The following is an 18,825-nucleotide window of genomic DNA, read 5'->3' as shown; positions in this document are numbered from 1 at the left end:
AGAGGTGCGCTCAGGGCTACTTGTGGACGATCTTGCGGACATTGTCGAGGCTTCCGCAGCCCGCCGCGAGGAGTTTGTCCCGCGCCTCGGTGAACGCGGCTCCCAGCTCCGCCCGGCGCTCGTCGCTGACGTTGCCGCGGGCGTCGTTGAGGATGGTGCGCTCCTCCTCGTCGGTGTGGTGCGAGATCGCCTCGGAGAGCTCCTCCAGCTTCTCGTCCCACTCGTCGGAGCCGACCTCCTCGACCTCCATGAGCGCGAGCAGGGCCGCGTTGCCCTCGGCGTGCTCCTCCTCGCCGTGCTCGACCTCCTCGTCGTCGATCTTCTTGTAGCGCTTGAGGGCCGGGTAGACCTCGGCCTCCTCCGCCTGTGCGTGCGCGATCAGCAGGTCGGCGAAGTCGTCGAGGGCGCTGCCCCGGTCGGCCTCCGCACTGCGCATGAGGCGCATCAGGTCCTCCATCCTGCGGTGGTCCTTGAGGATCAGTTCGACGACGTCGCCCGGTGCTGTGGTGTTTCCGTTCGTGGTCATGCAGACCTTTTGCCCCGTACTGGCGCGTACACCGCCTGCGTACCGCCGAACCGCGTACGGCTCGGCCGGGTACGCCCGGCGGGAACATGGCCCGGTCGCGTACCGCCCCGCCGGGCACGGCGGAGAGGTCAACGGCACGCCCCGCGCCGCCCGGACGGGGGATGGGGCGTTCGTCCGCGCGTCCCCGGGGCACACGCGGTTCATGAACGCTGCCCACCCGGTCCTGGCCGCCGCCGTCGCCGCCGCCGAACGCCCCGCCCTGCCCGTCGCCGCCTGGCTGGTGCTGGCGCTGGTCTTCGCCGTCGCGGTGCTCAGCGCCGTGGCGCGCTACGCCCGGCCCCCGTCCAAGGGCTGAAGCCGGCCGGGCACCGGATCCGCAGAACCGTTCGCCAGCGCGGCGATCTGGGTGCGCGAGGAGAAGCCCAGCTTGGCCAGGATGTGCTCGACGTGCGCGTCGGCGGTCCGCTTGGAGATCACCAGCCGCTCGGAGATCTCCCGGTTGGTCAGGCCCCCCGCGATCAGCGCGGCGACCTCCCGCTCGCGGCGGGTGAGGTGGTCGACGGACGGCGCCCGGTCGGCGGCCGAGACCGGGCGGGTGGCCCCGGCGAGCGCCAGCTCCACCGCCTGGTCGATCGGGATCTGCGCCCCCTGCTCGTAGAGCAGCCGGTACTCCGACTCGCCCAGCTCCGCCCGCAGCGCCGCCTCCACCCGGGAGTGGTCGTCCTGGTAGATCGCCTCCCCGAACATGGGGGTGCCGATCTTCTGCCACAGCTCGCCGCAGGTGCCCAGCAGCCAGGCCGCCAGCCTGCTGGCGCCCGTCTCCGCCGAACCCCAGGCCAGCAGCTCCAGCGAGTTCGTGGCGGCGAACACATCCCGCAGCTCCCGGCTGGCCCGCAGTGACTCGCGCGTCAGCCGCACGCTCTCCCCGGCGTCGCCGCGCGTCCAGGCCGCCAGCCCCTTCATGCCGAGCACCTGGCCGGTGATCAGGCACTCGCCCACCCCGCCGCCCGGGGCCTGCGAGATCCGCAGCAGCGCCTCCTCGGCATGCGCGGTCGCCTCCTCGGACCGCCTGAGCAGCGACTGGACGTAACTGCTCTGGTAGTGGTGCACCACCAGGCCCAGCGGATCACCGATCCGCAGCTGGCCCGCGTACGCCTCGTCGAGGATGCGGCGGGCCTCCTCCGCCTCGCCCATCAGCCAGGCGATGCCGCCGAGGAAGCCGAGCGCCTGCACCCGGTCCAGCTCCGACCCGCACTCCGCCGCGACCCGTACGGTCTCCTCGAAGCCCGTGTGGGCCAGGCCGACGTCGCCCTGCATGATGGCCAGCAGGCTGCCCCAGAGCAGCGCCTGGGCCCGCTCCCTGGAGGCCCCCTTGTCCAGGGCGAGGCCCTTCTCCAGCCAGTACCTGCCCTCCTTGAGCAGCCCGGCCGTCGACCAGAACGGCCACAGCCTGGCCGCCATCACCAGCGCCGGCCGCACCCCGTCGGGGCGGGACAGCGAGTACTCCAGGGCGCTGCGCAGATCGGCCAGATCGCGGTGCAACTGCCAGTACAGCGGCACCTGTTCAGCCGACAGCAGCATCTCGAAGAAGTACGAGGCCCGGCCCAGGTAGTGGTCCCGGTGGCGCCTGCGGCACCGCTCGCGCTCCACCGGCGTACACCGGTCGCCGCCGTACTCGCGGATCGTGTCGAGCAGCCGGTAGCGGGCGCCCTGATCGCCGTCGCGCAGCACCACGGACTTGTCGACGAGACCTATCAGGTGCTCCAGGATCTCGTCCCGGGAGAGCCCGCTGCCCGCTCCGCCCGTGCTCCCGATGCCGCCCCCGGCCTGCTGCGCTTCCGTACGGTGCGCGTCCCGCGGCCCGTCCGCACTGTCCGCGTCCCGCGGGCCGTCCGTGTCCCGCGGCCCGTCCTCGTCGTCCGCGCAGACCTCCTCGACGGCCCCCAGGTCGAAGGAGCCGGCGAACACCGAGAGCCGCGCCCACAGCAGCCGCTCCGGCGGCGAGCACAGGTCGTAGCTCCAGTCGATGGCGGTACGGAGCGTCTGGTGGCGGGGGAGCGCCGCGCTGCGCCGTCCGCCGGTCAGCACCTGGAAACGGTGCTCCAGACGGGCCACGAGCTGCTCCAGGGAAAGCGCCCGCAGCCGCACGGTGGCCAGTTCGATGGCCAGCGGAATGCCGTCCAGGCGTGTGCAGAGGGCCAGTACGTTGCCCCGGTTGCGCGCGTCGACCACGAAGCCGGGGACCACGGCGGCGGCCCGCTGCGCGAACAGCGCGATCGCGTCCTCGTCGCCCAAGGGCGGTACGGGCAGCGTGTGTTCGCCCGGGGCGTCGAGCGGCTGCCGGCTGGTCGCCAGGACGGTGACCCCCGGCGCCTCGCGCAGCAACAGGTCGGCGAGCGCGGCGCACGCGTCGAGCAGGTGCTCGCAGGTGTCCAGGACGAGCAGCACCCGCCGGTTCTCCAGGTGCTCGACGACCACGTCGAGCATCGTGCGCCCCGACTGCTCGGAAAGCCCCAGCGTGCTCGCCACCGCGCCGGGCAGCAGCTCCGGGTCGAGCAGCGCGGACAGCTCGACGAGCACCACCCCGTCGTCGTACTCGCCCTTCAGGGAGAGCGCGGTGCGCAGCGCGAGACGGCTCTTGCCGACCCCGCCCGGGCCGGTCAGGGTGGCCAGCCGCGAGTTCCGCAGCAGCTCACGTACGTGTTCCAGCTCCGAGATCCGCCCGACGAAGCCGGTCACTTCGACGGGCAGCATGCCGGTGCGCCGGGTGTAGCCGAGTGCCATGTCGCCCCCCACACGCGGTCCTCAATGTGCCCACCAGTGTGGCGGGTTCGGACGGCGCGCGTCAGAGGGCCGACCGGGCGGTGACACCCGGTAGCGGCCTGGGGCAAGACCGCACGCACTCGCTGTTTCACTCGAACGGAGTATGTGGTGCGGAAGGTCCCCCGAGAGGTGCTCCGAATCTGCTACAGCCCTGGTGAGACGCGGATCCGGCGGGTCGGCGGGGCCCCGGGAGGCGCGGGTGGCGGCCCGGCGGGCGATCACTGCGGTCGCGGACCCGCCGCCTGGCGTGCGCACTGGACTCATGTGCAGGGCACCGCACGGAAAGGTGCTGCGCGAAAGGGAAAAGGAGACGAGGAGCCCATGACCTCTCCCAATGTCCACTCCGGCGGCTACAGCCCCGAGGACCTGTCCGGCGCGAACGTCGTCGATGCCGAGGGCAACAAGGTCGGAGCCGTACAGAAGGTCTACCGCGACGACACCACCGGGGAACCGGAGTGGGTCACGGTACGGACCGGTCTCTTCGGCACCAAGGAAACGTTTGTGCCCCTGGCGGGTGCGACCCGGACCGACAACGGTCTGCGGGTGCCGCACGACAAGGACGTCATCAAGGACGCGCCGAGGATCGACGTCGACGGCCACCTCGACCGGTCCGAGGAGGGCACGCTCTACCAGCACTACGGCCTGACCGGCCCCGGTGACGCGCGCCGCGGCACGCAGACGACCGGCCGGCACGCGGCAGGCGTCGGCGGTACGGCGGCGGGCATGGCGGCCTCCGACGGACCGGGCCACAGGACGGAGACCTCGTCCATGGCATCCGGGCGCACCCAGTCGAACGTCCGCCCGCTGGCCGGGACGGGCGCGGCCGGCGGCGGCCGCGCGATGGCCGGTGCGGGCGCGCCGACCCGCGGCGGCCCGGACCTCGACCTCCACGGCCGCACGGACCGCGGCGCGATGGACGAGAAGGGCCAGACCGAGGAGCTCCTGATCTCCGAGGAGCGGCTGAACATCGCGACCGAGGAGCACGAGAGCGGTCGCGCCCAGCTCCGCAAGCGCGTGGTCACCGAGGACGTCACCCACCAGGTCCAGGTGAGCCACGAGGAGGTGCGCGTCACCCGCGTGCCGATCACCGAGGACGAACGCCGGTCCGGCCACACGGACGCGCACATCGGCGAGGGCAAGGTCGAGGTGGTGCTCCACGAGGAGCGCGCGGTCCTGAGCAAGGAGACCGTGCCGGTGGAGCGGGTGCGCATGGAGGTCTACAAGGTGACAGAGGAGCAGGAGGTGTCGGGCCAGGTCCGCAAGGAGCAGATCGAGTTCGACGAGGGCAACCGCGCGAAGCACGCGCGGGGCCAGGACGACCTCGGCGACCCCTGGGGCAAGCGGTAACCCCGGAAGCCCACGAGTTCCCCGCGCCCACCAGGACGCGGGGAACTCGCACGTACACCCCCGGTGGCGACCGGGCCGACGGCCCTCCTGCACTGTGGCCGCCCCGGGGGCGGTCATGCCGACGCCCCCTCCGTGACGACAGGCGTCCCGTCGGCGGTCAGGCCGACGCCCCCTCCGTGACGACAGGCCTCCCGGCAGCAGTCAGGCCGACGCCCTCTCCGTGACGACAGGCGTCCCGGCAGCAGTCAGGCCGACGCCCCCTCCGTGACGACAGGCGTCCCGGCACCCTCCAGGCCCCACTCGCTCCACGACCCGTCGTAGACCGACGCGTCCCCGTGGCCCGCCAGGTCCGCCCCCAGTGCCAGCACGCAGGCCGTCACGCCCGACCCGCAGCTGACCACCCACCGCCGCCCCTCCACGCCCAGTTCACCGAAGGCCCGCCGCAGTTCGGGGACCGGCCGCATCCTCCCGTCCCCGTCCAGCAGCTCGCCGAACGGCAGGTTCACCGCACCCGGCATATGGCCCGGTCGCAGTCCCGCGCGCGGCTCCGGCTCCGTACCGGCGAAGCGCCCCCGGCTGCGCGCGTCGAGCACGGCGCTTCCCTCGTCCGCGAGCGCCCGGCGCACCTCCTCGCGCCCGACGAACGCCCCGCTCCTCGGCCGGGCGGTGAAGTCCCCGCGTACGTACGAGGCCGGATCGGGCGCCCGGGAGTCGACGGGCAGCCCCGCCGCCCGCCACCCCGGCAGCCCGCCGTCCAGCACGGCCACCTGTGCGCACCCCATCGCCCGCAGCATCCACCATGCCCGGGCGGCGGAGTAGATCCCGGCACCGTCGTACACCACCACGCAGTCGCCGTCGCCGACCCCCAACGCCCTTACGGATTCGGTGAATTGGTCCGCGTCCGGCATGGTGTGCGGCGGCAGGTCCGGCCCGTGCGCGGACATCTCACCGTCGATGTCGAAGGGCCGCGCCCCCGGAATCCAGGGCCCGCGCCCCCGGTGCGCCCCCACGGACGCGTCCAGCACCACCACCCCCGGCTGCCCCAGCCGCTCCGCCAGCCACTGTGTCCCCACCAGCGGCCCCGGCACCGTCACATCCGTCGTCCCCCGCGCGCTCATGGCCCGCTCCCCTCGTTCGATTCCCACATCGAGGGGAACCGTATCCGCACTGTCAGACCGCCGGACGGGGGCGGGTTGGGGGCGGCGGTGACGGTCGCCCCGTGCGCGTGGCCGATGGAATCGACGATCGAGAGGCCCAGTCCCGCACCCCCGCCGCCGGTGTGGTGGAACGGTTCGAAGAGGAGCGGAACAGTGTGTGCCGGCACTACATGGCCGGTGTTGACGACCTCGATACCCCACGTGCCTGTCCGCAGTTCCACGCGCCCGCCGGGACGGTTGTGGCGGATGGCGTTGGCGAGGAGGTTGTGCACCAGCCGGTCCAGCAGGACGGCGTCGCCCGCCACCGTCAGCGGCCGGGTCTCGACGGACACGGCCACCTCCCGCTCCGCCGCCTCCGCCGCGAGGCCCTCGGCGCTCGCGCGGGCCACCTCGTCGAGCCGTACCGGGGCCCGCCGCTCCAGGCCCTGCTCGGAGGCGGCCAGCAGCAGCAACCCGTTGATGAGGCGCTCGCTGCTGTCGGCGACGTCGATGAGCTTGGTGCGGATGCGGGCGACGCGCTCGGGGCCCGGTTCGCCCGCCAGGCCGATCTCGGCGGCGGCCCGCTGGACGGCCACCGGGGTGCGCAGCTCGTGGGCGGCGTTGGCGGCGAACCGCTGCTGGGCGGCGACCAGACGCTCCATCCGCTCCAGCATCGAGTCGAAGGTGTCGGCCAGGTGCTTCAGCTCGCCGGGCGGACCCTTCAGGGCGATGCGCCCCCACGCCTGGCCGGGCGCACCGCCGAGCAGGTTCTCGCCGGACAGCCGGCGCGCGGTGTCCGTGATGACGGCCACCGGCCTCAGCACGCGTCCCGCCATCCACCAGGCGAGCACCACCGAGGCCAGCGCGTACAGCACGAGCACCCCCAGCGACACCATCAGCAGCCGGTCGAGCGCGGCCGTCTCCGCGGCGTCGCTGAGCTGCCGCGCCACCACATAGCCCCGCCGGAACCCACCGGGCGGAAGGGCCCCGGAAGGGAAGGGGGCCGGGCTGGAGGGCTGGACGGAGGAGTGCGGGGCGGGCACGGCAGGGATGTCCGGGTCGGGCGTGCCGCCGAGCACCCGGGCGGGCACGGCCGTGGTCACCGCGAGACTGATCGACGAGTAGAGCCCCTCCCGCACGAGCAGGTAGACCACCCCTGTCAGCAGCGCCCCCGCCAGCACCAGCAGCCCGCCGTACAACGCGGTCAGCCGCCCCCGCTCGCTCCGCAGGGCAGTACGCCCGGCCACGACCCGCCCACCGGCACCCCGCCGGCCCTGCATCCCGCCGCTTCCGCCCGAGCCCCGGTCATCCCGCATCCCACTACGGCCGCCCGCACCCCGCGCGCCCGCACCCCGCGCCCCCGCACCCTGCCGGCCCCGCGCCCGCACACCCCGCAGCCCCTTCCAGCCCCTCACGACGCGATCCGGTAGCCCACGCCCGGCACCGTCTCCACCACCGGCGGTGCGTCCAGCTTGGCGCGCAGCTTGCTCAGGGTGACCCGGACCGCGTTCGTCCGATAGCTGGTGTGCTCCTCCCAGACCTGCTCGATCAGGTCCTCGCCGCTGACCACCGCACCGTCCGCCCGCAGCAGCGTCTCCAGTACGGCGAACTCCTTGCGGGACAGGTGCAGCGGGCGGCCGTCCCGGTCGGCCCGGCGGCGTGCGGTGTCCAGCACGATCCCGGCCCGCTCGATGACCGGCGGCAGGGCGGGGCGGGAGCGGCGGCCCAGCGCCAGGACCCGCGCGAGCAGCTCGTCGTACGCGAACGGCTTGGTCAGGTAGTCGTCTGCGCCGATGCCGAGCCCGTCCACCCGGTCGCGCACCGCCCCCGAGGCGGTCAGCATCAGGATCCGGGTCTCCAGCCCGATCCTGACCACCCGCCGGCACACCTCGTCGCCGTGCACGCCCGGCAGGTCACGGTCCAGGACCATCACGTCGTACGCCCCGAACCCCAGCTTCCGCAGGGCCTCGGTGCCGTCCGCCGCCACGTCCACGGCCAGCGCGGCACGGCGCAGCCCCTCGGCAACCATCTCCGCGAGGAACTCCTCGTCCTCCACCACCAGTACGCGCATACGGATCTGTGTAACCCACCCGTACCTTTCGTCGCTGTAAAGGCGGGCTTGAGAGAAACGAAACACCCCACCGCGCCACCCTCCGTCCATGACAGCCACCACACCCACCCCGGCTACCACGACCACTCCAGCCAACGGGACCGCCCGGCGCATCCGCCACTGCACGGCCCTCGCCGTCCTGGCACTCCTCGCCGCCGCCTGCTCGGGCGGCACCGACGCGCCCGGCAAGGACGAGGCCGCGGGCGGCGCGGGCACCAAGGCCGACAAGGCCCTGGAGTACCGCAAGTGCCTGCGCGACCAGGGTCTGGACGTGCCCGAGCCGAAGCCCGGCCAGGACGAACGCGGGATCACCATCGGCGGCGACCTCGGCAAGGAGGCGATGGAGAAGGCCTTCAAGGCGTGCCGGGGCAAGGGCGGCGGACCCGGGTCCGGCGGCTCGGGCGAGCTCACCCAGGCCGACAAGGACAAGGCGGTCAAGTTCGCGGGCTGCATGCGGAAGAACGGCGTCAACATGCCGGACCCCACGTTCGACGGAGCCGCGATGCAGAAGGCACTCCCGATGCCGACTGCGGGACCTGAGAAGGACACGTTCGAGAAGGCCATGAAGGCCTGCGGGGGCGAGCGCCGATGACCCGCCGCCGGCTCGTCGTCGCGGCCACCGCCCTGCTCCTGGTCGCGGGCGGCGGGGCCGCCGCCGTCGCCGCGTACGGCGCCCCCGAACGGAACTCCGCCCCCACCGGCAGCGGGCCCTCCCGCCACACCGCCGCCGTCCAGCGCGGCGACCTCAGCGAGAGCAGCCGCAGGACCGGCACCCTCGGCCACGCCCAGGAGCGCAAGCTCACCACGGGCACCGTCTCCGGCACCCTCACCTGGATCGCGGCCACCGGTTCCGCCGTCGTACGCGACCAGCGTCTCTACGAGATCGACGGCACGCCGGTACGGCTGCTGTACGGCAGCGGGCCGATGTACCGGACGCTGAAGCCGGGCGACAAGGGCCGGGACGTCCGGGAACTGGAGGAGAACCTGCGCGACCTCGGGTACGGCGCGTACCTCACGGTCGACGGCACGTACACCGAAGGCACCGCCCAGGCCGTCAAACGCTGGCAGAAGTCCCACAGCCTGAAGCGGACCGGGCGGATCGGCCCCGACCAGGTGGCCTTCGCGTCCGGCCCGCTGCGGGTGAAGGAGACGGGCGCGGCGGTCGGCGACCAGACGGGCCCCGGCAGGACGGTGCTGACCGTCACCGGCTCCGCACGCGTCGTCCGCTTCCAGCTGCCCGTCTCCGAAGGGTCCCTCGCGAAGACCGGAACGAAGGTCACCGTGGAGCTCCCGGACGGCTCCGTCGTGCCGGGCAGGGTGACCGGCGTCGGCAGGGTGGCGAAGACGGGCGACGACCCGCAGGACAAGACCCCCAAGGTCGACGTCACGGTGTCCTTCGACGACCCGGCGAAGGTCAGGGCCTTCGACCAGTCGCCGGTCACCGTCAACCTCACCGGCCGCACCGCCGAGAACGTGCTGTCCGTGCCGGTCAACGCGCTGCTCGCGCTGCCCGGCGGCGGATTCGGCGTCGAGGTCGTGGAGAACGGCCGCAGCCGGGACGTGAAGGTGGAGCTCGGCATGTTCGCGGACGGCCGGGTGGAAGTCACCGGCGGCTCCCTGCGCGAGGGCACGAAGGTCGGGGTGCCTTCCCTGTGAGCACCGTGGTCGAACTGACCGGAGTCGGCAAGGAGTACGCGGGCGGGGTCAAGGCCCTCGACGGCGTCCAGCTCACGGTCCACCAGGGCGAGTTGCTGGGCATCGTCGGCCCTTCGGGCTCCGGCAAGTCCACACTCCTGCACATTGTCGGGACCCTCGACAGGCCCACCACGGGACGGGTCGCGATTGCCGGGCACGACGTGTCGGCGCTCTCCGACCGCCGGCTCTCGGCCCTGCGCGCCCGCCACATCGGCTTCGTCTTCCAGGCCTTCCACCTGGTGCCAGGCGTCAGCGCCCAGGACAACGTCGCCGAAGGGCTCCTCTACTCGGGCCTGCCCAGGGCCCGCCGCCGCGCGCTGGCCGCCGAGGCGCTCGCCCGGGTGGGCCTCGCGGACCGCATGAAGCACCGTCCCCACGAACTCTCCGGCGGCCAGAAGCAACGCGTCGCGATCGCCAGGGCGGTGGCCGGCAGCCCCGACCTCCTGCTGGCCGACGAACCCACCGGAGCGCTGGACTCCGCGTCCGGCGCGGCGGTCATGGAACTGCTGCGCGACCTGAACGCGGAGGGCGCCACCATCGCGGTCATCACCCACGACACCGAGATCGCGGACCGGCTCCCGCGCCGGGTCCGCCTCCGGGACGGCCGGATCGTCGCGGACGAGACCGGGTCCGCCGGTACGGGCGCCCAGCCGCAGGAGGCAGCCCGATGACCACCCCTTCCCCTTCCGCCCGTACGGGCCTCAAGGCCGCCCGTCTCACCCCCCGCGACGTGCTCCACGTCGGCTCCGCGGGTCTGCGCAGCCGCCCCGTCCGGATCGTCCTGTCCGCACTCGGCATCGCCATCGGCATCGCCACGATGATCGCCGTGGTCGGCATCTCGGCGTCCAGCCAGGCCCAGCTCCTGCGCCAACTGGACAGGCTGGGCACGAACCTGCTCGTGGCGACCCCCGGCGATTCGATGTTCTCCGGCCAGGAGGTCAAGCTCCCCAAGGACGCGGTCGGCATGACCGGCCGCGTCGACGGCGTCGAACAGGTGGGCGCGACGGGCGACGTGGCGCGCTCGGTACGCCGCACCGAGAAGATCCCCGAGGAGGAGACCGCCGGCATCACCGTGAAGGCCGCCACCCAGGACCTGCTGAAGGTGCTGCGCGGCGGGACGGCCCACGGCACCTGGCTCAACGCCGCCAACGGCCGCTATCCGTCCGTGGTCCTCGGCCATGTCGCGGCCGCACGCCTGGGCATCACGGCGCCCGGCCGCCAGGTCTGGCTCGACGACCGCTACTTCACCGTCGTCGGCATCCTGGCCCCCCTGCCGCTGGCACCGGAGATCGAGCGCTCGGCCCTGGTCGGCTGGTCGGCCGCGGAGCGGCTCCTCGGCTTCGACGGACATCCGACGTCGGTCTACGAGCGCTCCCACGACGCGGCCGTCCCGTACGTACGCTCGCTCCTCGCGGCCACCGTCGACCCGCAGAACCCGCAGAACGTCAGCGTGAGCGACCCGTCCTCGGCCCTGCGCGCCAAGGCAGCCACCGAGGGCGCCTTCTCCACGCTCCTGCTGGGCCTGGGCGGCATCGCCCTCCTGGTGGGCGGCGTCGGCGTGGCCAACACCATGATCATCTCGGTTCTCGAACGACGCCACGAGATCGGTCTGCGCCGTTCCCTGGGCGCGACCCGCGGCCAGGTCCGCATCCAGTTCGTCACGGAGTCCCTGATGCTCTCGGGCCTGGGCGGCCTCGCCGGCGTGGCCCTGGGCGCGGCGGCGACGGGCGTGTACGCGGCGTCCGGCGGCCTGCCCTGGGTCGTCCCGCTCTGGGCGGTGACCGGCGGTTTCGCCGCCACCCTGGTGATCGGCACGGTGGCGGGCCTCTACCCGGCCGTCCGCGCCGCACGCCTCTCCCCGACGCTGGCACTCCAGGCGGCCTGACGTCCGGCCCGGTTCGCACGCGGTGACACGTACGGGCTACCGGGTCACGTTCCTTGGGCCGAGTGGGTGACAAGAGGCGGAGAGCGGAGACACCCGGCAATTACTGTCCTGTCGCATGACTGCAACCAAACCTGCTGAAACTGCCCTCAATCACGCGCACTTGGGCACCATCGCGGTGCTCCCCTGGGCGGGCGAGCACGCCGACGACGGCCGCGACGCGGCCTTCCTCCTCGCGTACGCGCTCGGCGACGGGGCGGGGACCGAAGAAGAGGGCCAGGCGGCCGTCCGCGCCCTGCTCGCCCAGGCGGGCCTGCCCGTGGGCGGCGCCATCGTCAACGGTGCGCTCTCCAGCGTCCCGGTGACCCTCATGGTGGAGGGCGGCAACGCGGTGCTGACCCTGCCCCACCTCAACGTCACCTGTGCCGTCCCGCCGGAGTGGGCCGCGGCCGCCGAGAAGCGCGGCCAGGTGCACCTCATGTTCACCACCCGCCCGTGGCCCGAGTTCCAGCCCGGCCGGCCGGTCACCGAGGACCAGCTCAAGGCGTTCGTCGGCGACGAGGAGACCATCCTGTCCGCCGCCCACTGCCGCCTCCCGGCAGCCCGCCTGCGCAAGTAGGACCGTCGGCGCGGCAACCGGCGGCAACCGGGGGCGAGCGCACCGGAAACCGGCTCCTGACAGGCCTGTGGCCCCGCGAAGACGTGTCTTCGCGGGGCCACAGGTGCCACCTCATCCCCATGCGCGCGAGCGGCTGTTCACGCGCACACAGTCAGCTGGTCCAGGGCGGAAGGCCCTGGTCTCAGCCGTTGTGGGCGCCGTTACCCGAGAGGACCGGGATGTCGCTGAGGATGTGCGACAGCGGCTCGTCGCCCTTGGCCTGGGTCGAGTTCTCGACACACTGCTGGTTCTGGGGCGCGGACAGGATCGGGATGTCCTGGACACCGACGTTCACCAGGGCGACGAGGGACTGGAGGTTGGCCTTCGCCGGCAGACCGATGCAGGGCTTGTTCAGCGAACCCTGGACCAGGGACATCTGCGGGCTCATGTCGCCGTGGGTCGCGGCGTTGCCGTAGTGCTGCTCCGCACCGTTGCCGCTCTGCGACGTCGTGCCGGTGTCGTCCGCGAGCGCCATGGCCTGCGGGGCGCCGACGGCACCCAGGCCCATCGCGGCCACGGCGAGAGCGGACGAGACCATCATCTTGTTACGCATGGAGAAAACCTCTTCGTTCCAGGGGTGTAGGCCTTTTACTCGCTGCCCAACAGTCAGGACCCGGGTTTGGTTCCTTCCGTTCACCCGTATGGCATAAAAGCTGCCCAGAGGGCGACGCCGTCCCTATTTGCAGTCAATCTGTTCTTCATTCAATTGGGCACGCTTGGGTGCATGCCGTTCCCGTCCGGGTGAATGACGATAACCAATGGTTCGCTGCGCAGTTTTCCAGGGAGCTCCGACACGGGGTACTCCATGGGAAAGAAGGATTCAGAGATGAAGAAGGTCATGGCATCCGCCATGCTCGCAGCGAGCGCGCTGGGCCTCGGCGCTGTCGGCGCCCCGCAGGCCATGGCGATCACGGACGACACCGGCACCACCTCGCAGAGCGGCAACGGTGCCGAGCAGCACTACGGCAACTCCTACACCCGCGGCGACATGAGCCCGCAGATGTCCCTGGTCCAGGGTTCGCTGAACAAGCCCTGCATCGGTCTGCCGGCGAAGGCCAACCTCCAGTCCCTCGTCGCCCTGGTGAACGTCGGTGTCCAGGACATCCCGATCCTGTCCGCGCCCCAGAACCAGCAGTGTGTCGAGAACTCGACCCAGGCCAAGGGCGACGAGCCGCTGTCGCACATCCTCAGCGACATCCCCGTCCTCTCGGGCAACGGCAACGGCAACCACTGACGCCGTTCGTGCGTGCGGCCCCACGGGCCGCACGCACGGTTTTCTCCCCCGCACAGCACTGCGCCCCCCGGACTCCAGGCCGGGGGGCGCAGTGCTGTGCGGTACTTCAGGAGGGACGAGAATCCGTGCGAGGTAAAACGGCGGTATTCGACGGCGAGGAAGCCGACGGCTGGGAATACCGCCCGCACAGGTTCAGGGAGCAGATTACCGTAAACACAGGGCGAGTTCATCGGGAATCACCCGAATGCCACGGATGTCCTCTCCCGGGAATTAAGGCCGCGCGGCTGCTCGACCCGGCCTTCGGCAACGAGGCCGCCAGCCTCTGAGCCCCCTTTTCGCACCACCCCTCCGCACCGCCCTTTCCCACCGGCCTCTCGCACCGCCCTTTCGCACGCAACAGGGCCCCACAGTTCTCCTGTGGGGCCCTGTTGCGTGCTGGTGCGTCTTCGGGAGGGGACCGGTCAGCCGAGCGGCAGTCCACCGAGCATCGATCCGGTGGCGTTCCCGCCGACGGCGCCCTCGACCAGCTGCAGCGGGTTCGCCTCCTTGACGTCGTGCACCTTCTTGGCCAGCTCGGTCGCCGGGCCGACCAACGGCAGCGGGGCGTCGAGCTTCTGGGAGTGCGTGTTGTACGCGTCCACCACCTGCGCCAGACCCGAGTTGAGACTCATCGAGGGGCTGGTCGGCACGGGGGCCGCCGCGGCCGCCGCCGAGGAGGCCGCACCGACGGCAACCATCGACACGGCCAGAACCGAAGCTGCCTTGGTGTACTTCATCGAAATGTCCTCAATCTCTGCGGTGTGGTTCTTCGGGTTCTTCCGGACTAACGGCGGGCCGGCCCCCGGGGAAACTGAATCCATGCACAATTCCTCGCGCTTCACCCGCATGCGGGGAAGCCGGGGACGACGAAAAGGTGGGGCAGGCCTGCCGAGGCCTGCCCCACCCGTACGTCATGTGCCGTGAGACGGCGCCGGTGTCAGCGCTGGGCGGCGCGTCCGCGACGGGTCATCAGCACGCCACCGGCGAGGAGCGCCGCGCTCAGCGCAGCGGCACCACCGAGCTCACCGGCACCGGTGTGCGCCAGCTGCTCGCCGGGCTTACCGGGGCCCGTGGGCTTGCCGGGCGTCCCGGGCTGGGCGGGCTGGGCGGGCTTGCCGGGCTTGGTGGGCTCCCCGGGGGTCCCGGGCTTGGCGGGCTCACCGGGCTTACCGGGTGTCCCGGGCTCGGCGGGCTTACCGGGCTTCGGCGGCGTGGGCGGCTGGCCGACCGGGGGGACGTTGGTGGGGGGCTGGTCCGTCGGGGGCTGGCCGACCGGGGGCACGTTGGTGGGCGGCTGGTCCGTGGGCGGCTGGCCGACCGGAGGGACGTTGGTGGGGGGCTGGTCCGTCGGGGGCTGACCGACCGGGGGCGCGTCCGTCGGAGGCTCGTTGCCCGGGGGCACGTCCGTCGGCGGCTGGTTCGTGGGCGGCTGGTCCGTCGGCGGACCATCGGTCGGTGGCTGGTCCGTCGGGGGCTGGTGGACCGGCGGTTCGTCCGTCGGGGGCTCGTAGACCGGGGGCTCGTCGGTCGGCGGCTTGTTGGACGGAGGCTGATCGACCGGCGGCTGGTCGACCGGCGGCTGGTCGACCGGCGGCTTGTGGGACGGCGGGGCCGACTCGGCCGGGCCGTTGACGCACGTGTTGCCGAACGTCGGGTTCAGGGCAGCCACCACGTTCGCCGTGTTGCCGCACGCGTTGACCGGCACCTGCACGGGGACCTGCACGTTGTTCCCGGAAGCGACACCGGGGGAGCCCGTGACCGTCGAGCCGGCCGTGGCGCCGCTGTTCCTGCCCGGCTTCTTCGCCGACTGGTTGGCGCACTTGTTGCCGAAAGCGGGGTTCAGCAGACCGATCACGTCGACCGTGTTGCCACAGGCATTCACCGGGATGTGCACCGGGACCTGGGCGCTGTTGCCGGAGGCGACCCCCGGCGAATTCGAGACCGTGCTGTTGCCTGCCGCGTCGGCGTGAGCGTATCCCCCGGTCGTCAGGGAGACCACACCGGAGACGGCTGCGGTGAGCAGCACTCTCTTCTTCAATACCTGTCGCACTTCGCCGTTCCCTGTCTTTCGTGCTTGCGGGGCCAGCCGATTGCTCACCCACTCAAGGGGGCGCTGATTGGACAGCCCCCGAGCACGTGGCGTGTGCTCAGGGGCTGTCCGGATCCGAACTCACAAGGGTTCGGAGGGAGCGCTACTTGTTGACGCAGGTGTTCCCGAACGCCGGGTTCAGCAGGGCGATCACGTTGACCGTGTTGCCACAGACGTTCACCGGGATGTGCACCGGAACCTGGACGAGGTTGCCGGAGAGGACGCCCGGGGAGTGAGCCGCGACGCCCTCGGCCTCGGCGTCGGCCATGGCGGGGGAAGCCGCACCCAGGGCCATCAGCGAGCCGGCGGCAACAGCAGCAACCTTCGTGAACTTCATTGTGTGACCTTTCTTTCGGCGGCACCAAGAACAGCCACGTATTTCGTGCTGCACGAGTTTCGATGCAGAATCCCGTCGAACCGCCGTCGCTATCCGTAACGATCCGGCGGCATTGAGGAAACTCACTTCATTCGGCGAGTTTTCTCCGTCACCCGAAAGGCCCGTAGAAAAAGGCGGCAATGGAGGGGCGGCGCCGGGGCGGCACAGGGGTACGACGAGGTGTCACCGGGCCCTCCCCGGGCGCTCCCCGGGCTCTCACCTGGCCGTCGCACCGGCCGGGACCGGAATCCCGTGGTCCACCAGCCGGTCGGCGCCCTCGAAGCTCCCGTCCGCCACCTGTGGCACGACGAGAGGCAGGCCCAGCGGAATCTCGTCCGCCGCGGCGGCACCGGCCGAAGAGGCCAGCGCGACGGCCGCGGCGGCCGTGAGGATCAGAGTGTGCTTCTTCATGGGCTGTCCAACGGCGGGCGTACCTGCGGGTCACGCCCACCGCCGCGGCCGATCGGCAGGGCCGTCGAGGGTCAGCCGCCGACCGGGAGACCGCCGAGCAGGCCACCGGGCAGGGCGTCGGCGGGCGAGCCGCCCTTGGTGAGACCACCCACCACCGGCAGTCCGCTGAGCAGGTCGGAGGCCGGCGCCGCGGCGGCGGGACCCGGCTTCGGGGCCGCCTCGGGGGCCGCGGCCTGAGCGGTGCCGGCGGCGGCGAGGGCGGAGCCCGTGACGAGGACGGCGAGGGCGGCGGCGGAGCTCTTGTGGTGACGCATCGGGTTCTCCTGCGGTGTGGGGTTCGGCTGGTCGCAGGCGCAACGAGCCGTACGGGCAGGAAGTCACGCGCCCGCCCCTCCCGGGCCCGCCGGGGCGGACCCCGTTCGCACTCCGCACAGTTGAGCCCCCGAGTGCCGCCAACACCCGCCCCCACCAGGCACAACAGCCCGTACGGCACGGGCAACTGCGTGCGCGGCCGACGAGTCAATAGGGTGATCTGCGCGGCGTCCACGTCTCCAATGGCCCCGGCGGGCGTTGTCCAGAGGTGAACGACAGGTGCCGCTCCGGAACCTGCCGCCCCGCCACCGCCTCACGGACAGGACCTCCCCATGAAGTACACCCAGGCGACCGCCGCTCTCGCCGGTACGCTCGTCGCCCTCGGCTCCGCCACTCCGGCGTTCGCCGTCCACGACACCGACCAGGGCATGGCAGAGACCTCCCAGGTGGCCGAGGCGCAGACGCAGGTGGAGGAGCTGACGTCCCAGCAGGTGCGGCAGGTCACGGAATTCCTCTCCCCGCAGAAGCTCCTGTCCGAAGTCAAGACCAAGGTCGACAACCAGCAGCTCCGGACGGAGTCGGCAGCCACCGCCGTGCACCCCGGCGGTGCCGGCTACGTACCCGCCCCGGCAGCCCTCATCGGTGGCCTCGCCGCGGGCGGCGGCCCGATCGGGATCCCGCTCGACGGGCTGGGCTGACCGGGAGAAGAAGTCCCCGGACGGGGCGCCACCCCACAAACCAGCGGCGGCGGCCCCATCTGGTGACCCTTGTGGTGTGGCCCGGGGCGTTGTGGTGCTCCGGTCGAGAAAAGGTGAACCGCCGGTGCTGTTTGTGGAGATCGCCGGGCGGCGGCGCGGAGCGCAGCAACGTTTCGGCTAGATCGTCGTTCATCTGGGTACGACCGCTGGCCCGTTCCCTGGCGTCCGTGCGCGAAAGGGGGCCCCGCATCCATCGGGGCCCCCTTTCGCATCACCGCGCACACCCGGCCCCCACCTGGGGTGTGACCCACTCCACACCCGCTGTCCGATGACTTCCGGTCCCCCGCCCGGTCACCCTTCCCACGTATCCACCACTCACCCAACGGGGAGCCCACCATGACCAGCCCGAGCACCGCCGTGAAGGGTCCCGCCAGCTACTTCCCCTCCATCGAGAAGAAGTACGGGCGTCCGATCGCCGAGTGGAAGACCCTGATCCGCTCCTCCCCCCTGACCAAGCACATGGAACTGGTCGCCTGGCTCAAGGCGGACCACGCCCTCGGACACGGCCACGCCAACGCGCTGGTCGCCCACACCCTGGCCGAGGACGCCGCCGCCTCCTGACCCCCGGACGGGTCAGCGCAGGCCGGCGAAGAGGTCGTTCTCGGGCAGGGCCGCGCCTGTGGCGTCCTGGACGCGTACGTAGGTCTCCATGCCCATCAGCTTGCCGAACTTCTCCTTGCCCATCTTGAGGAAGAAGATGTTCTCGCCCTGACTGGCGTGCGCGGCAAGGGAGTCGAACTTCTGGCCGCTGAACGCCATGGTGTCCACCCACGTGGTGATCTCGTCGTCGGGGAGACCGATCTCGGCCAGTGCGGCGGCCTCGGCGGGGTCCGGCTCGGGCATGTCCTCCTGGAACTCGCGCATGGTCTCCCCGAACCGCTGCATCATCGAGCGGGGCATCGTCGTCCAGTAGACCTTCGGCTTCAGCCCGGTCATCTCCACCGCAGCCATCGTGATCCGGTGGGCCTGGATGTGGTCGGGGTGGCCGTAGAAGCCGTTCTCGTCGTAGGTGACGACCACATCGGGCCGGTAGTGCCGCATGAGTTCCGCGAGCCGGGCGGCGCCTTCCGCCACCGGGGTCTGCCAGAAGGACCCGGGGGCGTCGTTGGTCGGCCAGCCCATCATCCCGGAGTCGGCGTAGTCCAGCGTCTCCAGGTCGCTGATCTTCAGGACGTCGCAGCTCGCCCGCAGTTCCTCGCGGCGGATCGCGGCGACGGCCGCCGGATCGTGTCCTGGGTCGCCCGGCTTGGTGCCTCCGGGGCCGTCCCCGCAACCGCCGTCGGTACACGTCACGAGAACCGTGCGGATGCCCTCCGCCGCGTACCGCGCGAGGACCCCTCCGGTTCCGGTGGCCTCGTCGTCGGGGTGGGCGTGCACAGCCATCAGCGTCAAGGGCCGGTCAGTCATAAAGCAGTCCTCCTGCGGGGAT

Annotated in this window: 22 protein-coding genes; 10 read left to right on the top strand and 12 right to left on the bottom strand. The window is 72.0% G+C overall.

All coding sequences use genetic code 11. The features are described 5' to 3' along the window. Positions 1-16: 16 nt before the first annotated feature. The gene (locus ACFWVV_RS27510) at positions 17-526 is read right to left on the bottom strand and encodes a hemerythrin domain-containing protein (protein ID WP_384354995.1); all 510 of its coding nucleotides are present in this window, start codon (positions 524-526) and stop codon (positions 17-19) included. A gap of 202 nt (positions 527-728) precedes the next feature. On the opposite strand from ACFWVV_RS27510, the gene ACFWVV_RS27505 reads away from it, so the two are divergent. Continuing rightward, entirely contained in the window at positions 729-881 is a 153-nt protein-coding gene (locus ACFWVV_RS27505) for a hypothetical protein (RefSeq protein ID WP_384354997.1), read from the top strand. Here ACFWVV_RS27505 and ACFWVV_RS27500 read toward each other — a convergent pair. Beyond that, positions 854-3,310, bottom strand: a complete 2,457-nt coding sequence (locus ACFWVV_RS27500; protein WP_384354999.1) for an ATP-binding protein — start codon at positions 3,308-3,310, stop codon at positions 854-856. The two genes, ACFWVV_RS27505 and ACFWVV_RS27500, sit on opposite strands and share 28 nt — an antisense overlap. Positions 3,311-3,670: 360 nt before the next feature. On the opposite strand from ACFWVV_RS27500, the gene ACFWVV_RS27495 reads away from it, so the two are divergent. Then, a complete protein-coding gene (locus ACFWVV_RS27495) occupies positions 3,671-4,696 on the top strand; it encodes a PRC and DUF2382 domain-containing protein (protein WP_384355001.1) in 1,026 nt (341 codons plus the stop codon). A 245-nt stretch (positions 4,697-4,941) separates the two neighbouring features. Here ACFWVV_RS27495 and ACFWVV_RS27490 read toward each other — a convergent pair whose 3' ends face one another. The 3 genes from ACFWVV_RS27490 to ACFWVV_RS27480 form a co-directional block, all read right to left on the bottom strand. Beyond that, positions 4,942-5,814 (bottom strand): sulfurtransferase, encoded by an 873-nt coding sequence (locus ACFWVV_RS27490; protein ID WP_384355003.1) that lies wholly within the window; start codon positions 5,812-5,814, stop codon positions 4,942-4,944. Further along, positions 5,811-7,061 (bottom strand): sensor histidine kinase, encoded by a 1,251-nt coding sequence (locus tag ACFWVV_RS27485; protein WP_384355027.1) that lies wholly within the window; start codon positions 7,059-7,061, stop codon positions 5,811-5,813. Before ACFWVV_RS27485 ends, ACFWVV_RS27490 begins: the two co-directional genes overlap by 4 nt. Before the next feature lie 182 nt (positions 7,062-7,243). Next, entirely contained in the window at positions 7,244-7,903 is a 660-nt protein-coding gene (locus tag ACFWVV_RS27480) for a response regulator transcription factor (protein ID WP_384355005.1), read from the bottom strand. 88 nt (positions 7,904-7,991) lie between these two features. Between ACFWVV_RS27480 and ACFWVV_RS27475 the strand changes: the two genes are divergently transcribed. From ACFWVV_RS27475 to ACFWVV_RS27455, 5 genes are all read left to right on the top strand, one after another. Then, positions 7,992-8,534 (top strand): hypothetical protein, encoded by a 543-nt coding sequence (locus tag ACFWVV_RS27475; RefSeq protein WP_384355007.1) that lies wholly within the window; start codon positions 7,992-7,994, stop codon positions 8,532-8,534. Continuing rightward, positions 8,531-9,598, top strand: coding sequence for an efflux RND transporter periplasmic adaptor subunit (locus ACFWVV_RS27470; protein ID WP_384355009.1), 1,068 nt, complete (start codon positions 8,531-8,533; stop codon positions 9,596-9,598). The genes ACFWVV_RS27475 and ACFWVV_RS27470 overlap by 4 nt, the downstream gene beginning before the upstream one ends. Then, positions 9,595-10,308, top strand: a complete 714-nt coding sequence (locus tag ACFWVV_RS27465) for an ABC transporter ATP-binding protein (RefSeq protein ID WP_384355011.1) — start codon at positions 9,595-9,597, stop codon at positions 10,306-10,308. The genes ACFWVV_RS27470 and ACFWVV_RS27465 overlap by 4 nt, the downstream gene beginning before the upstream one ends. Continuing rightward, positions 10,305-11,522: an ABC transporter permease gene (locus ACFWVV_RS27460; protein ID WP_384355013.1), complete on the top strand. Its 1,218-nt coding sequence runs from the start codon at positions 10,305-10,307 to the stop codon at positions 11,520-11,522. The genes ACFWVV_RS27465 and ACFWVV_RS27460 overlap by 4 nt, the downstream gene beginning before the upstream one ends. A 115-nt stretch (positions 11,523-11,637) precedes the next feature. Then, positions 11,638-12,138, top strand: a complete 501-nt coding sequence (locus tag ACFWVV_RS27455; protein WP_384355015.1) for a DUF5949 family protein — start codon at positions 11,638-11,640, stop codon at positions 12,136-12,138. A gap of 181 nt (positions 12,139-12,319) precedes the next feature. Here ACFWVV_RS27455 and ACFWVV_RS27450 read toward each other — a convergent pair whose 3' ends face one another. Next, entirely contained in the window at positions 12,320-12,730 is a 411-nt protein-coding gene (locus ACFWVV_RS27450) for a rodlin (protein WP_384422831.1), read from the bottom strand. A 273-nt stretch (positions 12,731-13,003) separates the two neighbouring features. Between ACFWVV_RS27450 and ACFWVV_RS27445 the strand changes: the two genes are divergently transcribed. Continuing rightward, complete coding sequence (locus ACFWVV_RS27445; RefSeq protein ID WP_384422828.1) at positions 13,004-13,411, top strand: rodlin; 408 nt, start codon at positions 13,004-13,006, stop codon at positions 13,409-13,411. A gap of 461 nt (positions 13,412-13,872) precedes the next feature. On the opposite strand, the gene ACFWVV_RS27440 is transcribed toward ACFWVV_RS27445, so the two are convergent. The 5 genes from ACFWVV_RS27440 to ACFWVV_RS27420 form a co-directional block, all read right to left on the bottom strand. Continuing rightward, positions 13,873-14,187, bottom strand: coding sequence for a hypothetical protein (locus ACFWVV_RS27440; RefSeq protein ID WP_384358402.1), 315 nt, complete (start codon positions 14,185-14,187; stop codon positions 13,873-13,875). 200 nt (positions 14,188-14,387) lie between these two features. Beyond that, positions 14,388-15,500: a chaplin family protein gene (locus ACFWVV_RS27435; RefSeq protein ID WP_384358404.1), complete on the bottom strand. Its 1,113-nt coding sequence runs from the start codon at positions 15,498-15,500 to the stop codon at positions 14,388-14,390. A 142-nt stretch (positions 15,501-15,642) separates the two neighbouring features. Further along, positions 15,643-15,876, bottom strand: a complete 234-nt coding sequence (locus ACFWVV_RS27430; RefSeq protein ID WP_384358406.1) for a chaplin — start codon at positions 15,874-15,876, stop codon at positions 15,643-15,645. A 255-nt stretch (positions 15,877-16,131) separates the two neighbouring features. Next, the gene (locus ACFWVV_RS27425; RefSeq protein ID WP_384358408.1) at positions 16,132-16,326 is read right to left on the bottom strand and encodes a hypothetical protein; all 195 of its coding nucleotides are present in this window, start codon (positions 16,324-16,326) and stop codon (positions 16,132-16,134) included. A gap of 71 nt (positions 16,327-16,397) precedes the next feature. Next, positions 16,398-16,640: a hypothetical protein gene (locus ACFWVV_RS27420; RefSeq protein WP_384358410.1), complete on the bottom strand. Its 243-nt coding sequence runs from the start codon at positions 16,638-16,640 to the stop codon at positions 16,398-16,400. 330 nt (positions 16,641-16,970) lie between these two features. Here ACFWVV_RS27420 and ACFWVV_RS27415 point away from each other — a divergent pair, with 330 nt between their 5' ends. Continuing rightward, positions 16,971-17,336, top strand: coding sequence for a hypothetical protein (locus ACFWVV_RS27415; RefSeq protein ID WP_384358412.1), 366 nt, complete (start codon positions 16,971-16,973; stop codon positions 17,334-17,336). 396 nt (positions 17,337-17,732) lie between these two features. After that, positions 17,733-17,957 (top strand): DUF4287 domain-containing protein, encoded by a 225-nt coding sequence (locus ACFWVV_RS27410; protein ID WP_384358414.1) that lies wholly within the window; start codon positions 17,733-17,735, stop codon positions 17,955-17,957. A 12-nt stretch (positions 17,958-17,969) separates the two neighbouring features. Here the strand turns inward: ACFWVV_RS27410 and ACFWVV_RS27405 are convergent, their stop codons facing one another. Further along, on the bottom strand, positions 17,970-18,803 hold the full coding sequence (locus ACFWVV_RS27405) for a PIG-L family deacetylase (RefSeq protein ID WP_384358416.1): 834 nt from the start codon (positions 18,801-18,803) through the stop codon (positions 17,970-17,972). Positions 18,804-18,825: the final 22 nt, after the last annotated feature.

It is taken from the genome of Streptomyces sp. NPDC058663 (assembly GCF_042716745.1).
Lineage (GTDB): Bacteria > Actinomycetota > Actinomycetes > Streptomycetales > Streptomycetaceae > Streptomyces.
This window is presented reverse-complemented; position numbering and strand designations above follow the sequence as displayed.

Excerpts from the sequence above, each read along its gene's own strand:
- ACFWVV_RS27450 (WP_384422831.1), bottom strand. The coding sequence starts at position 12,730 with ATGCGTAACAAGATGATGGTCTCGTCCGCTCTCGCCGTGGCCGCGATG.
- ACFWVV_RS27445 (WP_384422828.1), top strand. The coding sequence starts at position 13,004 with ATGAAGAAGGTCATGGCATCCGCCATGCTCGCAGCGAGCGCGCTGGGC.
- ACFWVV_RS27410 (WP_384358414.1), top strand. The coding sequence starts at position 17,733 with ATGACCAGCCCGAGCACCGCCGTGAAGGGTCCCGCCAGCTACTTCCCC.
- ACFWVV_RS27455 (WP_384355015.1), top strand. The coding sequence starts at position 11,638 with ATGACTGCAACCAAACCTGCTGAAACTGCCCTCAATCACGCGCACTTG.
- ACFWVV_RS27415 (WP_384358412.1), top strand. The coding sequence starts at position 16,971 with ATGAAGTACACCCAGGCGACCGCCGCTCTCGCCGGTACGCTCGTCGCC.
- ACFWVV_RS27440 (WP_384358402.1), bottom strand. The coding sequence starts at position 14,187 with ATGAAGTACACCAAGGCAGCTTCGGTTCTGGCCGTGTCGATGGTTGCC.
- ACFWVV_RS27475 (WP_384355007.1), top strand. The coding sequence starts at position 7,992 with ATGACAGCCACCACACCCACCCCGGCTACCACGACCACTCCAGCCAAC.
- ACFWVV_RS27470 (WP_384355009.1), top strand. The coding sequence starts at position 8,531 with ATGACCCGCCGCCGGCTCGTCGTCGCGGCCACCGCCCTGCTCCTGGTC.
- ACFWVV_RS27510 (WP_384354995.1), bottom strand. The coding sequence starts at position 526 with ATGACCACGAACGGAAACACCACAGCACCGGGCGACGTCGTCGAACTG.
- ACFWVV_RS27495 (WP_384355001.1), top strand. The coding sequence starts at position 3,671 with ATGACCTCTCCCAATGTCCACTCCGGCGGCTACAGCCCCGAGGACCTG.
- ACFWVV_RS27505 (WP_384354997.1), top strand. The coding sequence starts at position 729 with ATGAACGCTGCCCACCCGGTCCTGGCCGCCGCCGTCGCCGCCGCCGAA.
- ACFWVV_RS27460 (WP_384355013.1), top strand. The coding sequence starts at position 10,305 with ATGACCACCCCTTCCCCTTCCGCCCGTACGGGCCTCAAGGCCGCCCGT.
- ACFWVV_RS27405 (WP_384358416.1), bottom strand. The coding sequence starts at position 18,803 with ATGACTGACCGGCCCTTGACGCTGATGGCTGTGCACGCCCACCCCGAC.
- ACFWVV_RS27490 (WP_384355003.1), bottom strand. The coding sequence starts at position 5,814 with ATGAGCGCGCGGGGGACGACGGATGTGACGGTGCCGGGGCCGCTGGTG.
- ACFWVV_RS27480 (WP_384355005.1), bottom strand. The coding sequence starts at position 7,903 with ATGCGCGTACTGGTGGTGGAGGACGAGGAGTTCCTCGCGGAGATGGTT.
- ACFWVV_RS27430 (WP_384358406.1), bottom strand. The coding sequence starts at position 15,876 with ATGAAGTTCACGAAGGTTGCTGCTGTTGCCGCCGGCTCGCTGATGGCC.
- ACFWVV_RS27500 (WP_384354999.1), bottom strand. The coding sequence starts at position 3,310 with ATGGCACTCGGCTACACCCGGCGCACCGGCATGCTGCCCGTCGAAGTG.
- ACFWVV_RS27425 (WP_384358408.1), bottom strand. The coding sequence starts at position 16,326 with ATGAAGAAGCACACTCTGATCCTCACGGCCGCCGCGGCCGTCGCGCTG.
- ACFWVV_RS27420 (WP_384358410.1), bottom strand. The coding sequence starts at position 16,640 with ATGCGTCACCACAAGAGCTCCGCCGCCGCCCTCGCCGTCCTCGTCACG.